General features: G+C 68.1%; 14 protein-coding genes. 6 read left to right on the top strand and 8 right to left on the bottom strand.

The genetic code is table 11. The features are described from left to right. Positions 1 to 132: 132 nt before the first annotated feature. From ACQY5K_RS19360 to npdG, 5 genes are all read right to left on the bottom strand, one after another. Positions 133 to 1,098: a phosphatidylinositol mannoside acyltransferase gene (locus ACQY5K_RS19360; protein ID WP_428122788.1), complete on the bottom strand. Its 966-nt coding sequence runs from the start codon at positions 1,096 to 1,098 to the stop codon at positions 133 to 135. Next, positions 1,095 to 1,688, bottom strand: a complete 594-nt coding sequence (locus ACQY5K_RS19355; RefSeq protein WP_419920547.1) for a CDP-alcohol phosphatidyltransferase family protein — start codon at positions 1,686 to 1,688, stop codon at positions 1,095 to 1,097. Before ACQY5K_RS19355 ends, ACQY5K_RS19360 begins: the two co-directional genes overlap by 4 nt. A 2-nt stretch (positions 1,689 to 1,690) precedes the next feature. Then, the gene (locus ACQY5K_RS19350) at positions 1,691 to 2,344 is read right to left on the bottom strand and encodes a hypothetical protein (protein ID WP_428118842.1); all 654 of its coding nucleotides are present in this window, start codon (positions 2,342 to 2,344) and stop codon (positions 1,691 to 1,693) included. A gap of 55 nt (positions 2,345 to 2,399) precedes the next feature. Beyond that, complete coding sequence (locus ACQY5K_RS19345) at positions 2,400 to 3,518, bottom strand: class I tRNA ligase family protein (protein WP_428118839.1); 1,119 nt, start codon at positions 3,516 to 3,518, stop codon at positions 2,400 to 2,402. Positions 3,519 to 3,611: 93 nt separating this feature from the next. After that, positions 3,612 to 4,421: an NADPH-dependent F420 reductase gene (npdG, locus tag ACQY5K_RS19340; RefSeq protein WP_428118836.1), complete on the bottom strand. Its 810-nt coding sequence runs from the start codon at positions 4,419 to 4,421 to the stop codon at positions 3,612 to 3,614. A 142-nt stretch (positions 4,422 to 4,563) separates the two neighbouring features. On the opposite strand from npdG, the gene fabI reads away from it, so the two are divergent. Then, complete coding sequence (gene fabI / locus ACQY5K_RS19335) at positions 4,564 to 5,358, top strand: enoyl-ACP reductase FabI (RefSeq protein ID WP_428122786.1); 795 nt, start codon at positions 4,564 to 4,566, stop codon at positions 5,356 to 5,358. Here fabI and ACQY5K_RS19330 read toward each other — a convergent pair. From ACQY5K_RS19330 to ACQY5K_RS19320, 3 genes are read right to left on the bottom strand one after another with little or no spacing between them, the layout of a single operon-like run. Further along, entirely contained in the window at positions 5,355 to 6,455 is a 1,101-nt protein-coding gene (locus ACQY5K_RS19330; protein WP_428118834.1) for a hemolysin family protein, read from the bottom strand. The two genes, fabI and ACQY5K_RS19330, sit on opposite strands and share 4 nt — an antisense overlap. After that, complete coding sequence (locus tag ACQY5K_RS19325; RefSeq protein WP_428118831.1) at positions 6,452 to 7,030, bottom strand: transporter associated domain-containing protein; 579 nt, start codon at positions 7,028 to 7,030, stop codon at positions 6,452 to 6,454. Before ACQY5K_RS19325 ends, ACQY5K_RS19330 begins: the two co-directional genes overlap by 4 nt. Beyond that, positions 6,967 to 7,800, bottom strand: a complete 834-nt coding sequence (locus ACQY5K_RS19320) for a CNNM domain-containing protein (protein ID WP_428118828.1) — start codon at positions 7,798 to 7,800, stop codon at positions 6,967 to 6,969. The genes ACQY5K_RS19325 and ACQY5K_RS19320 overlap by 64 nt, the downstream gene beginning before the upstream one ends. 188 nt (positions 7,801 to 7,988) lie before the next feature. Between ACQY5K_RS19320 and ACQY5K_RS19315 the strand changes: the two genes are divergently transcribed. Genes ACQY5K_RS19315 through ACQY5K_RS19295 form a run of 5 tightly spaced genes read left to right on the top strand, consistent with a single transcriptional unit; the run spans position 7,989 to position 14,270 of the window. Then, positions 7,989 to 9,989, top strand: a complete 2,001-nt coding sequence (locus ACQY5K_RS19315; protein WP_428118825.1) for an ABC transporter ATP-binding protein — start codon at positions 7,989 to 7,991, stop codon at positions 9,987 to 9,989. Next, the gene (locus ACQY5K_RS19310; protein ID WP_428118822.1) at positions 9,983 to 12,115 is read left to right on the top strand and encodes an ABC transporter ATP-binding protein; all 2,133 of its coding nucleotides are present in this window, start codon (positions 9,983 to 9,985) and stop codon (positions 12,113 to 12,115) included. Before ACQY5K_RS19315 ends, ACQY5K_RS19310 begins: the two co-directional genes overlap by 7 nt. Continuing rightward, positions 12,112 to 13,005 carry an ABC transporter ATP-binding protein gene (locus ACQY5K_RS19305; protein ID WP_428118819.1) on the top strand — a complete coding sequence of 298 codons (894 nt, stop codon included), beginning with the start codon at positions 12,112 to 12,114 and terminating at the stop codon, positions 13,003 to 13,005. Before ACQY5K_RS19310 ends, ACQY5K_RS19305 begins: the two co-directional genes overlap by 4 nt. Positions 13,006 to 13,037: 32 nt before the next feature. Beyond that, the gene (locus ACQY5K_RS19300; RefSeq protein ID WP_428118817.1) at positions 13,038 to 13,526 is read left to right on the top strand and encodes a nuclear transport factor 2 family protein; all 489 of its coding nucleotides are present in this window, start codon (positions 13,038 to 13,040) and stop codon (positions 13,524 to 13,526) included. Positions 13,527 to 13,547: 21 nt separating this feature from the next. Continuing rightward, positions 13,548 to 14,270 (top strand): PaaI family thioesterase, encoded by a 723-nt coding sequence (locus ACQY5K_RS19295; RefSeq protein ID WP_428118814.1) that lies wholly within the window; start codon positions 13,548 to 13,550, stop codon positions 14,268 to 14,270. Positions 14,271 to 14,290: the final 20 nt, after the last annotated feature.

Raw genomic sequence — 14,290 nt, 5'->3', positions numbered from 1 at the left:
CGCATCAGCACAGCGAGCCTGGGGAGCCGCACACGCACAGCGAGCCTTGCGAGACGAACCTCACAGCCGCAAACGCTAGGCGCGTCTCGGCAGAGGTGGTGCCCTCGCGCTGGGCCAGCGTGGTCGTTGCGGTCAGGAGCCTGATGCGCCCTCGGGCTCGTCCGACGGCCAGTTGGGGTTGAACAGGTGCCATTGATGCGGCTCCGACACGATCAGCTCGACGAGCTCGTCCGCGAGCTGCTGGGTGAGCTCGGCAACGTTGTCGCGGAAGCGACCGTGTCGCTGCGTGTCCAACGGCGGCCGCACGACACCGAGATGCCCGCCGCCGCGCCGGAAATACACCGCGGTCGGAAGCAGGGCCGCCCCAGAGCGAAGCGCCAGCACGGCGGGACCCGCTGGCAGTGTCGTGCGCTCGTCCCCGAAAGTGACCTCGATACCGTCATTCGTGAGGTCGCGGTCGCACAGCAAGCAGACGATCTCGTTGCGTCGCAGCGCTGCGAGCACTTCCCGACCCGCTTGCGGGCCAAGCGGCACCACCCGCATCCCGAGGCGCTCACGGAATTGCGCGAACCAGGCGAACATCTCCGGAGGATCCAGCGGCTCGACAACCACGGTGATCGGCAGCCGGTTCACCGAGGCCATCCAGAATCCCGCCCATTCCCAGCCGCCGAGATGCGGCAACGCCAAGATGACGCCGTTGCCGCGCTCGAGCGCCGCTTCCACGTGCTGATACGCGGGCACCTCGATACCGCGGTCCAGCGCCGCCTCGCTCAGCGCGGGCAGCCGGAATGACTCGAGCCAGTAGCGCGCGTACGAACTGAATGCCGCATCGGTCGCACGTCGCACATCGGCCGCGTCAACGACGTTCGATCCAGCCGAGCTGTCGTCGCTGCGTTCGATTGCCCATCGACGTGCCCTCGCCTGGTGTCGTTCGACGAGCGCTCGCCGCTCGGGCATGAGGCGGGAAAGCGGCGGTCCCGCGAGCGCCGCAAGCCGTTCGCCGAGCCACAACGGCACGGCGCGAGCCGCGGTAGCCCCCGCCTGATACATCAGCAGTGTCGCTCGGTCACTCCATCGCGAGCGCTGCGCCCCGATCACTTCGACGGCGAAGCGCTGGCCTGGCGCCACACCTTCGCGAAGCGCGTCACGGCAGTCACCACAGAGAGCACCAGCAGCACCCACAGCAGCGGGATCAGCAGCACTTCGAACGCCACCGCCACCGCAAGCACCACTGTGCGCTCAGCGCGCTCCATGAGGCCGCCCTTTGCGACGAAGCCCAGCAGCTCGGCCTTTGCGCGCTCGTAGGAAATGACTGCGCTGACACCCAGCACGGCCATTGGCAGCACAGCGATGTGCCCGCCGTGCTCGGAGGCGAGGTACCAGGCGATGCCGCCCAGCAGCAAGCCGTCGGTCACTCGGTCTGCAGTCGAGTCGAAGAAGGCGCCGCGGCTCGACGAGGTGCCGCGTGCGACCGCTACCGGGCCGTCGAAGAGGTCGGCGAGCGCGGTTACCACGAGAAACGCCGTGCCGAGGCCCAGACGACCCGAGCCGATCGCGACAGCGCTGGCACCCGACATCACCAAGCCGCCGGCGGTGAGCATGTCGGCACTCAGGCCGATCGCGGCGAGTCCGCGCCCGATCGGCGCTGTGACGCCGTCGACGCCCTTGCGGAACATGCCGTCAAACACGGCTACACACCACCGCCAGGTTCATCCGGCATCGCCGTCGCGGCCTCGGGCTGCACTGCGGTTGGCTCGTCCGACGATGGGGACTGCGGCGCCGTCTCGATCCAGTCCTCGGGATTGTCCTCGACCCAGCGCTCGAGTACCGCTCCATTGAGCGCATCCACCATGACCAAGCCGCGGCGTTCCGGCGGGTCCTCCGCGGAATACACGAGCACTCGCCACGTCGGACGGCTGAGCCAGCCTCGCCATCCGAGCTGCGCGCTCGCATGTCCGACGGCGAAGCCGACGTCGGTCACTGCCGCGACAAGCGCTTCGTTCTCGTTGACGCCAAAGCGGCGTCCGGCGGCGAATTGGTACAGCCCCGCCAGCGCCAGCGCGATCCCTCCGACGGCGACCCCTCCATTGAGCAGGACGGCATCGGAGTCCGCTGCAAAGGCGGCTGTGGCCGCCCACACCCCGACCGCGAAGCACAGCGCGCCGGTGATGCGGCGTCGCGAATTGTCGGGGAACTTGTAGGCGCCGACAAATCCGCGGTCCCCCTCGGCGGGAAGCTCGTCTCGGACATCGGCCAACCCAAGGTCACCCGAAGGGCCAACATCGTCACGACCGACAGTGCCGAGATCGGCCGCATCGGCCCCTGATTCCGACGGCTCGGGCATTTGAGCTGAGGCTACCGGGGTGCCTGCTGGGGCCTGCGACGAACGACGCGATGCCTCAGAGCACCACTCCCAGCAGCGCCGCTGCGTCACTGACACCCTCGCAGGCTTGGGCTGCCGCGTCGATTGCTGCGAGCGCACCGGGCGTGTCGAGGTCGTCGTCAAGACACTGACGCACGCTGGCCAGCGCACCATCGCCCCGGCCCGCTGCCCGCCAGCGCTCAAGGCGCTTCGCAGCCTCGGCAATCCGGCGTTCGGACCAGTCCCAGTCGGTGCGGTAGTGCTCATCGAGCAATGCCAGACGCAGCGCCATCGGCTCGGTGCGTTCCCGAAGATCGGACACGAACACGAGGTTTCCGGCCGACTTGGACATCTTGTGGCCCTCGTTGCGCACCATCGCGGCGTGCATCCAATGCCGCACGAACGGCTGGCCGGTTGCGGCTTCTGATTGAGCCTTGGAGCATTCGTGATGCGGGAACACGAGGTCGCTCCCGCCGCCGTGAACATCGATCGTGTGCCCGAGATGCGCCAAGGCAAGCGCTGAGCATTCCACGTGCCAGCCCGGCCGCCCGGGGCCCCACAGCGACGACCATTCCGGCTCGCCTGGCGCCGAGCGCTGCCAGAGAACGAAATCCAGCGGGTCTCGCTTGTGGGGGTCTTCAGGCCGGCCGCCTTGCCCGAGCGCCACCTCCAGCATCTGGGCGCGGTCGAGGCCGCAGAGCTCTCCGAAGCGGGCCGCTGTCGAGACATCGAAGTAGACCGCGTCGCCGCTGCGATACGCGTGCCCTTTGTCCGCCAACTGGCCGATCAGACGTCGAATCTCCGAGATCGCCGAAGTCGCCCGGGGCTCGCTGTCGGCCCGCAGCAACCCGAGTGCGGACATGTCCGCGTCGAATGCCGCGAGCGAGCCAGCTGCCAGATCCAGGTAGTGAACGCCCATGGCACGGGCGCGGGCCAGAAGATCGTCGTCCACGTCGGTGATGTTTCGCACGCAGTGCGTTCGGCAGCCTTGATCGTGCAGCCGACGCCGCAACACGTCGTACGCCAGGAACGTCGCGGCGTGGCCCACATGCGTCGCGTCGTAGGGCGTGATGCCGCAGACGTACATGCGCACGGTGTCACCGGCCCCAGCGCGCAACTCCACGATGCGGCGTTGCCGAGTCTCATAGAGCCGCATCAGACGCTCAATTCGCGTATGGGGATCACCCCGCCAACACCGCCCCGACGTCGTCCACCGGTCGAACGAGGCGTCGATCCTCCCTGCGGAGGTTCAGCGCCGTGGGGCCCCGGCGGTCTCGTCGGCGACCGGTTCGGGGCTCGGCCCGCCGCCGAGCTCGCTGATCGGAACGTGGTCCAGGCCCACGAGGCGCAGCGCCACCCGCGAGCGGTACCGCGTGTTTAGCTGCAACAACACTGCCGTGAAGGCCTCGATCGCGGTGGCGTTCGAGAGGTTCCCGCAGTCCAGCGCCCGCGCTCCCGGAATGCGGTCGACGATCTCGGCGATGTGCCAGGTGGCTTCCCGGTAGTCGCTGCAGATGAGGATGTCACCGTGGAGGGGCTCGTCAAGGTTTCCGAGTTCGGTGGCCGGCACATGCTGCAGCGCAGCCGCCACCCGTGAATCGGGCAGCGTTGCCTGCACCGAGGCCGCTACCGAGCCACGCGGCGGGATGAGCGGCACGAATTCGTCGTCGACTCGCGCGAGCGCGTTCGACATGGTCGCGACGATCTTGCCCCGCAGTTGATCACCGACGCCTCTCGCGGTGATCGCGGCGGCGTCCCAAGGTGTGGCGATCGCCACTGTCGGCTCGGCCGCCGCCGCGCTGTTGTCGCCCGGGTGGATGCGCAGGTGCCGATCGGGCCAGAGGTCGATGATGTTGTCGACCACTTCCATCGAGCGGTACTTCGAACGCGATCCCAGCGTGATGACGCAGCCGATGTCGGCGAGCCGAGCGGCCAGCGCTGCTCCGGCAGGGCCGGTGCCGCCGATAATGCCGATGCGCGTCGGCTCGGTGTCGATGGGTGCGATCGAAGACACGCCGATGCCCTCAGCGGTCCCGTTGCCCGTCGTGTCTGGTGCCACGGGTGCAACGGTATGGGCAGTCGGCGGATCCGACAATGAGCGCATGGGTCCGCAGCACGAGCGGGCCTGCGGCCGAGCGCTAGCTTCCGGCAATGGGCATCCCACGAGGGTGGCCCGCGTGCCACCGAACGGGAGCGTGCACATGGCTGATGGCGCCAGAGCTGGCAAAGGCATCGTGGAGGGCAAGAAGCTGCTCATCACGGGCGTGCTGACGGACGCGTCGCTGGCGTTCAACGTGGCCCGGCTGGCCCAGGAGCAAGGCGCGGAGATCGTGCTGACCGGCGCTGGTCGGGGCTTGCGTCTGACCGAGCGCACCGCCCGCAAGCTGCCTTCCGCATGCGATGTGCTGCCGCTCGACGTCACCTCTCCCGACGAGATCTCCTCGGTGCGCGACGACCTGACGCAGCGCTGGGGCCGCTTGGACGGGCTGCTGCACGCCATCGGCTTCGCCCCGGCGAGCTGTCTGGGCGGGAACTTCCTCAACGCACCGTGGGAGGACGTGTCCACCGCGATGCACATCTCTGCGTACAGCCTCGCCGCGCTGGCGTCACCAATGGCACCGCTGCTGGCCGAGGCGAAGGGCTCGGTGGTGGGCCTGACGTTCGATGCGAGCGTGGCGTGGCCCGTCTACGACTGGATGGGCGTGGCGAAGGCCGCCTTCGAGTCGACGGCGCGGTACCTGGCAAAGTCACTCGGACCGCAGGGCATCCGGGTGAATCTGGTCTCGGCCGGGCCCATCCGCACCATGGCAGCCAAGTCGATCCCTGGGTTCGCCGAATTCGAGGAAGCGTGGGAAGCACGCGCTCCGCTGGGCTGGGACATCGGTGACAGCGAGCCCGTGGCACGCAGCACGCTCGCGCTCATGTCGGACTGGTTCGCCAGCACCACCGGCGAGATTCTTCACGTCGACGGCGGCTACCACGCCATAGGCGCCTAGCCAGCCGTACCTGAGCTCTCGGGCGATGTGACGGTCGCGGGCGGATCGCCGAGGAGGCCGCGCAGCACGTCGTCGAGTGTCACCACGCCCAACGTCCGTCGCGACTCGTCCGCGACGACCGCTAGATGGATCCGCGTGCGCTGCATGCGGCGCAGCGCCTCGTCGAGCGTCGTCGTCGGTTCGAATCGCAGCATCTGACGCACGAGCCCCCGGCCGATCGGCGGCCGGGCTGTGGCGCGACGGTCGGCGTCAGCCAGATCGGCGGCACCCGTGGGGGACGCCACTGCAAGATCGTTGCTGTGCAGCATCCCGCGGACGTCGTCGGCGCTGTCTCCGAACACGACCAGCCGCGTACGGCCTGTTCTCGCGAACTGCTGCTCTGTATCGGTGACCGTGTCGGCGAGCCGCACGGCCGCCACGTCGCTGACGGGCGCCATCGCCTCGCTCACGGTGGCCGCGCCGAAGCGAAGCGCTCGTTCGATGAGCTCGCGTTCGGCCGCAGCGATATGTCCCTCGTCGTACGAGTCGCGAACCATGTACCCCAGCTCTGCGGGGGTGGCAGTGTCAGCGAGTTCGGTCGTCGGCTCGATTCGCAGCGCCCGCAAGACACCGTTGGACACCGCAAGCAGCGAGCGCACCACTGGCCGGGCGAGCACCAGGTAGGCCGCCATCGGGCGGGCGAGCACGAACAGCGTCCGCTCGGGCCCGATCAGCGCCAGATTCTTTGGAACCATCTCGCCGACCACCATGTGCACCATTGCCACCGCGCCGAGCGCGACGCCGAAGCCCACCGAGTGCAGAACGGTGTCGGGAAGCTCGACAATGCCCTCCAAAGCGCTCTCGATCAGCGCTGAGATCGCTGGCTCGGCAAGGCGACCGACGGCGAGCGAGCACAACGTGATGCCCAGCTGCGCTCCCCCGAGCGTGGTGAGCACATCGGACTGCATGCGCTGTGCAGCCAGCGCAGCAGGCTTGCGATCTGCCGCCCGCGCATCGACAACGGCTCGCTTCGCGCCAATGAGGCCGAACTCGGCCGCGACGAATCCGCCGTTGAACACGATGAGCACGAGGCTCACGATGATCGCCAGCACGGTCACGATGTCTGCCCTCCAAGCCCCAGACCCTCGACGCCATCGGGCTCGGGCGCCTTCACCAGCACACCGGCGATGCGGAGGCGGTCGCGGTCGGTGATCTGCAATCGCCAGCCATCCCACTCAGCAACGGCGCCAATCGGCGGTATCTCGCCGAAGCACTGAAGGGTGAAACCGGCCAGCGTTTCGTAAGGGCCTTCGGGCGCCGCGAGGCCGGTTGCCTCCTCGAGCTCGTCGAGCGTCGTGGTGCCGGACAGCACGATCGCCCGGCCGCGCCGGCGCGGCGTGAGCATGGCTGGTTCGTCGAACTCGTCGGCGATGTCGCCCACCAGCTCCTCGGCGATGTCCTCGCGCGTCAGGATCCCTGCGGTGCCACCGTGCTCGTCCACGACAACGCACAGCCGGGAGCCCGCCGTAGTCATGTCGGCCATGACGCCGTCGAGCTTGCGGCTCTCCGCCACGACGACAACAGGGCGCATGATGGCTTCGACGGTGGTGCCCGGGCGGTCAGGGGGCGCTATCTGGAAGACATCGCGCACCTCGGCGATACCGAGCACGTCGTCACTGCTGGTGCCCAGCACCGGAAACCGCGAATGGCCGCTCGAGCGCGCCAACTCGACGAGATCGTCGAGAGTGGCACCGGCGGCCAGCGACGACATGGCCGTACGGGGCGTGAGCGCATCCGCCGCGTCCTTGCGGCCCAGCCGCAGTGTCCGCACGAGCAACGCGGCCTGCGCGTCACTGAGCGTTCGGTGCCTCGACGAGCGCACCACGTACTCGAGCTCGTGCGGGTCCGAACGATCCGCAGCTCCTCGGTCGGCCGCAAGCCCAGCGCCCGCACGGTGGCGTTGGCGATCCCGTTGAACAGCAGCGTCACCGGTGCAGCGATGATCCCGTACAGCCGAAGCACGGGCGCCAGCGCAGTACTGACACCGAGTGGGCGCGACACCGCCAAGTTCTTGGGCAGCAGCTCGCCGAACACCATCTGCGTAACTGCAACCAGCGCAATGGCGACCACCGAGATTGCTGCGGCAGCAACGGCCGGCTCGGCCCACGAACCAAGCGCCCGAACGAGCAGTTCGCCGATGGTGCCCTCGGCGATGATGCCCAGCACCAGCGACGTCAGCGTGATGCCGAGTTGCGCCCCGCCGAGATGGAAGCTGAGCCGTCGCAGCAGCGCTCGAACGGCACGTGCCCGGCGATTGCCCGCTCCCGCCTTCACATCCACCTCGGACGTGTCCACCGCGAGCAGAGAGAACTCCCCTGCCACAAATACCCCGTTCAGCGCAATGAGCACGACGACCAGCGCCAGCCCTGCTGCGGTTGCCAGCGTCATGCCGGTTGCGTTCACCTCCGAATCGCCTGATGGGTACCGCAACCGTATCGGTGGTCCTCGCGATGGCCGCGTTCGGTCGGATTGATCCTCGACGGCGGTGGCATTGACAAGTTCGTCGCCAAGGTCGAGAGGTCTCTTCGCGCGGTGACACTCCGGGGCCGGATTCCGGCTCGCTGAATGGGGGCGCCGGTAGCCTCGCTTCGATGCGGGTAGCTGGGACCTCTGCGCCCGCAAAGCCAGGGCCGCAGCCACGGCTGGCGCCTGCGGGAACCGATGCATCCCCCGCCGAGCCGTTCGACGACCTGTCGGCCGACTCGGGACCTGCGGATGCAATTCGGGCCGACAGGTCGCTGAGCTGGATCCGGCGCCTGGGACCGCTGCTGGCACGACATCGGATGCGCATCGTCATCGCCGTGCTTGCTGCGATCGCCGCGATGACCACCCAGGTCGTGGCACCCCGCGTCGCGGGGTACGCCATCGATGCAGCGCTGCCGATAGAGGTCGGCGGCGAGTCGGGCACATTGTGGCCGTACGTCGCCGCGCTCGTCGCGCTCGGAGTGGCACGCGGCGTGTTCACCTACGCCTACCGCAACGGCCTGTTCTCGATGGGCTACCGCGTCGAGTTCCAGCTGCGCGCCCTGCTGTTCGACCACCTCAGCCGCTTGTCGTTCGCGTTCTACGACCGGGTGCAGACCGGCGAGATCATCTCCCGCTCGAACTCTGACATCCGCTCAGTCCAGATGTTCCTGGCCTTTGCCCCCATCGTCGCAGTCCAGCTACTGAGCTTCGTGGTGGCGATCTCGCTGATGGCGTGGATCAGCCTGACGCTGACGGCCATCACGATGCTGGCCATGCCCGCGGTCTATGTGCTGGGGCAGCGCCTGCGCAAGATTATGTTCCCGCTGTCGTGGATCATCCAGTCCCGTAACGCCGAAGTCGCCACGGTGACCGACGAGAGCGTGAGCGGGGTGCGTGTCGTGAAGGCATTCGCCGCGGAGGCCCGCCAGGTCGAAGCGATGGCGACCGCAGCCCAACGACTGCGCTGGGCCAACCTGGTGCAGCACAACTCCCGGGCGTCGTACACACCGGTGATCGAGAATCTGCCGCGCCTCGCGCTGACGCTCGTGCTGCTGGTCGGCGGGCATCAGGTGATCAACGGCTCGCTCACCGTCGGCGACATCGTCACCTTCAACCTCTACATCGTGCTCCTGCAGGCGCCGTTCCGATTCATCGGGATGCTGTTCATCATGGGTCAGCGCGCGAAAGCGTCCTCCGAGCGCATCTTCGAAGTACTCGACGAGCCGGTGCTCGCAGCGGATCGCCTCGGCGCAGTCTGCTTGCCGCGACGCACGACAGCCGCGGGCGACACGGCAGGCGTCGAAGTCGAGTTCAACGACGTGCGATTCGCCTACGGCACCGAGACCGTGGGCGGCGTGGATGCGCCCGAGCGGTCGGCGCCGCTGGTGTTCGACGGCATGAGTTTGCGCATCGGCGCCGGCGAGCGAGTCGCTGTGGTGGGCCGCACCGGTTGCGGAAAGACGACGCTCGCGCGACTGCTGCTGCGGTTCTACGACCGTCAAGGCGGTGCCATCACCGTCGACGGACACGACATCACCGACATCACTGCCGACAGCCTGCGTCGCACCGTCGGGTTCGTGCCCGATGAGCCGTTCTTGTTCTCCGCCAGCATTCACGACAACATCGCCTACGGGAGGCCTGACGCGGATCGGGCCGATGTCGTCGCTGCTGCGGTCGCCGCGCAGGCCCACGGTTTCATCTCCGAACTCGACGAAGGCTACGACACTGTTGTCGGCGAACGGGGCTACGACCTCTCGGGCGGACAGCGACAGCGAATCGCCATCGCGCGCGCGTTCGTCGCCGACCCTTCGGTGCTGATCCTCGACGACGCCACCAGCTCCATCGATGTCGCGCACGAGGCCGCCATCCACGAAGCCCTCGTCGACCTGCTGGCCGACCGCACCACCATCGTCATCGCGCACCGGCTCTCGACCATCAGCCTCGCCGAGCGAGTAGTGCTGATCGAGCACGGCAGGATCGTGGCCGACGGAACCCACGCCGAACTGCTGGCCAACGAGCCTCGCTACACCGAAGTCTTGGCCGCAGGAGCGAGCGACGAGACCGACAACGACGACGTGCAGCCCCCCGACGGCCCGTCCGCGCCGGAGGCCACAACGCGATGGTGATGGTCGGCGGCCACGGCGGCATGGCACCGAGCGCGTCGCAGTCCAGCGCAGCCGCAGGGCTGCCGTTCGCAGGCGTGCCCTCGGAGTTGCAGGAGGGCGCGAACCGGCTCCTTGCACATGAGCCCGAGCACCCACCGCCGCACATCGATTTCGACCCCGTCGCCGACAGATCCCCCAACGGCGCTGTGCGACGATTCGGACTTCGGGACATGCTGGTGCCGCACCGCCTTGGCGTGATCGGCGGCCTGGCGCTGCTGTGCGCAGAGACCGCAGCGATGCTGGCGGGGCCGGTGCTGGTTCAGCAAGGCATCGACCACGGCATCATCGCCGGCAACCGCTCCACGCTGAACCGAGTCGTGCTCATCTACCTCGGCATCGTGGCGACCAGCATCGTGCTCAGTCGAGTCCGCCAACGGCACAACGGCCGCATCGCAGAGCAGATGATGTACGACCTGCGCCTGCGCCTGTTCAGCCACTACCAGCGCCTGTCGCTGGACTGGTACACCAGCGCCAAGTCCGGCGTGCTGCTCAGCCGCATGACCTCCGACATGGAGTACGTGGGGCTGCTCGTCAACGAGGGCTTCGTCAACCTGATGATCCAGGCGCTGACGGTCGCGGTGGTAACCGTCGTGCTGTTCGTGTACAACCCTCTGCTGGCGGTCGTGCTGCTCGTCGGCATCGTCCCGCCGCTCGCAGCGCTGACGCTGTGGTTCCGGGCTCGCAGCGAAGCCGGCTACGGCGAAGTGCGCGACCGCATCGCTGACCTGCTCGCGGACCTGTCCGAGAACCTCGCCGGCATCCGGGTCATCGCTGCGCTCAACCGCCGCAAGATGAACGTGGCCCGCCACCGGCACGTGGCGGCCCGCTACCGCGACGCCAACTTGGAAATGGCGAAGGCTTCGGCGATCTACGGTCCCACGACCGAGGCGATCGGCATCGCGGCGCAGGGCCTGGTGCTCGCAGTCGGCGGCGCGATGGTGCTGCGAGGAGGACTCGCCGTCGGCGAGCTGACGGCATTCGTGCTGTTCGTCACGACGTTCTTCGCACCCATCCAGCAGCTCGTGCAGCTCTACAGCACCTACCAGCAAGGTCAGTCAGGTCTTGCCAAGATCGGCCAGATCCTGGCCCGGCATCCGTCGGTCGCCGAACGGCCCGATGCAGTCGAGCTGCCGCAGATCGAGGGCCGTATCCGGCTCGAGAGCGTGTCGTTCTCCTACGACGATGCGGATCCCGAGATCGACGGCTCGCCCAACGGCGAATCAGGCAGCATCCGCTTGACGGCCGACCCGATGGCGCCTGATGCAAGCCTGCAGGCGCTGTCAAACGCGGCGGCGCCTGTGGTCGGGCTGAACCCGGGCCACAACGGCGCTGCGGCTGAGCCCGAGGACCGCCCCGCGGTGCTGCGCGACGTCAGCTTGGACATCCGGCCCGGCGAAACGTTCGCGCTCGTGGGCCCGACCGGTGCCGGCAAGAGCACTATCGCAAAGCTCATCACTCGCTTCTATGACCCCACCGTCGGCAAGGTCACCATCGACGGCTGGGACCTGCGCGATGTCACGTTTGCATCGCTGCGCAACCAACTTGGCGTTGTGCCCCAGGAGCCGTTCCTGTTTCACGGCACCATCCGCGACAACGTGGCGTTCGGGCTGCGCCATCGCAGCGGCGGCGCGGCCCGGGGCGAACAACTCGATGCGGACATCGACGCTGCGCTCGACCTGGTCGGGCTGCGCAAGCTCATCGAGAGCCTTCCCGACGGCGCAGACACCCAAGTTCACGAGCGCGGCGTGTCCCTTTCGGCCGGCGAGCGCCAGCTGCTGGCGCTCGCTCGCGCGTTCGTGGCCCGTCCGCGGGTGATCGTGCTCGACGAGGCCACCTCGAGCGTCGACCTCAGCACCGAGGCCGAGATCGAGGGCGCGCTCGACCTGTTGCTGGAGGGTCGCACCGCCGTGCTCATCGCCCACCGGCTCGCCACGGCGATGCGCGCCGACCGCATTGCTGTGATCGACGACGGCGGCATGGTCGAGCTCGGCACCCATGACGAGCTGGTCGCACTCGGCGGTCGCTACGCGCTGATGTACGCGACGTGGGTGTCGCACACGAGCAATGACCGACAGGCGGACTCGTGAGCAAGGGGTTGGGTTCGGCGGACCTCGTTTCGGAGCTGCCGTCTGCGCTTGATGCGTCGACGGAAGCGCCGACGGTCTCGCTGCGCAACGTCTCAGTGGTGTACGACGAAACAACAGTGCTCGGACCGCTCGACTGGGACATTGCCCCGCACGAGCGATGGATCGTGCTCGGCCCCAACGGCTCAGGCAAGACCAGCTTGGTGAAGGTCCTGTCGCTCTACCGCTTCCCGACCACGGGCACCGTGGAGGTGCTCGGTGAGCGCTGGGGCGCAGTCGACGTGCGCGAGCACCGGCGTCGCATCGGACTGGCCAGCTCGTCGCTGCGGGACCAGTTCCGCCGCAACATCACAGCACTCGACATTGTGATGACGGCTCGCTATGCCGCGCTCGAGACCTGGTGGCACACCTATTCCGATGACGATCGTGACAGCGCGAAGTCGTGCCTGCGGCGAGTCGGCGCTGCGCAGTTGTCCGAGCGCGCGTTCGGGACCCTGTCGTCGGGGGAGCAACAGCGTGTGCAGCTGGCTCGAACGCTCATGGGGCGCCCGGAGCTGCTGCTGCTTGACGAGCCGACCGCTGGCCTCGATCTCGCCGGACGCGAACAGCTGGTGGCCAGCCTCGAATCGCTCGCAAACGATCCGGCAACACCCGCGACGGTGCTGGTGACGCACCACACCGACGAGATCCCACCTTCGTTCACCCACGTGCTGCTGCTGCGCCATGGGGTGCCGCTTGCGTGCGGTCCGCTCAGCGAGGTGCTGACCGCCGAGTCACTCTCGGAGTGTTTCGCCCACCGTCTGCGCCTCGAGCAGCGCGACGGCCGGTGGCTCTCGTGGGCAGTCAACAACGACACCGAACTCGCCGAGCAGGTTCGGTCCGGCTCGTCGTGAGCCAGCGCCCCGGAGCCTGCGAGACTGCCAGCATGGGCAAGCACTCCCGAAGCGACGTGGCGATGGCTGTCGACATCACGGCCGATATCGAGCAGACGATCACGGGCTACTTCGACGCGTGCACATCAGGGCAGGCGGCTGCGGTTGCTGAGCATTTCACCGACGACGCAGTCATTTTCGACACCAACCATGTGCCGATCGCGAGCGCCGCGACGATCGGGCAGTTCTGGTCGCGCATCGCAGCCAAATGGCAAGGCGCCGCGTGGCACGTCGAGCGACTCGTGACCGACGGTGACACCGCCGCCATCGAGTGGGTGATGACCGGAACCGCACCGACTCCTGACGGCAGCGACGCAGCGTTCGCAGTGCGGGGAAGCGAGCACTACGACTTCGCTCAAAGCAACGAGACGGGCGAGCTGCTCATCGCCGAGATCCGGCAGTACTGGACATTCGATCCCAGCCAGCCCTCCAGTGAGCTCGTCGAGTACCCGTACGGCGAGCCGGGCCGCCTCGGCGCCTGAGACGAGATGGCCTGAGACGAGATGAACAGCGGGGCAGCAGCCAGCGAGAGCCCGCAGGCTGCTTGGGCCGGCGGCAGCGCCGACGTTCACCTGATCTACCCGGACCCGCAGTTCTCCGAACGAAGCCAGGCCGCGGGTGCCTTACGCCGGCTGGCCAACGCATTCGTCCGGTATCGCACCGACGAGGCCACGCTGGCCGAGATCGCCGCATGGGCGCACGAAACCGCTGCACGCCTGGAATCCGCCTCGGATCCTGTGCCGAGGCCTGCCGACTACTTCGCCCGCCGCTACAGCGATCCGCGCCCGCCCGACGGGGCCGAAGTGATGGCCTTCAGCGACCGCGCTTTCAGCGGGCCGGCCAACCCGACAGCCATGGACGTCGACATGCGGCGTCAGGGCGAGGGGGTCCGTGCCAGCGTCACCTTTGGCGCCGCGTTCGAGAGCGCCCCGGGCCGAGCGCACGGAGGCGCTGTGTGCGCGGTCACCGACGACGTGCTGGGCTACCTGATGGTCTGCTTGGGCATCGCGGCGTACACAGCCCGGCTCGAGATCGATTACCGCGGCGGCGTTCCGATCGACGAGCCCGTCGTGTTCGAAGCGCACGAGGCTCACCGCGAAGGCCGCAAGTGCCATGTTGCGCTGACCGTGCGTCCCGCCGACGCTGCCGCCGACGCCCCACCGCTCATCGAAGCCTCCGGCCTGTTCGTCATCGTGACGGCCGAGCAGCTCGCGAGCGACAGCTGACGCAACCGGGCGCCAGGGCC

The sequence above is a fragment of the Candidatus Poriferisodalis sp. genome, from assembly GCF_965262965.1.
Taxonomy (GTDB): Bacteria; Actinomycetota; Acidimicrobiia; order Acidimicrobiales; family Poriferisodalaceae; genus Poriferisodalis.
The sequence above is the reverse complement of the archived record's forward strand: the minus strand, read 5'-3'. Positions and strand labels throughout refer to the sequence as shown.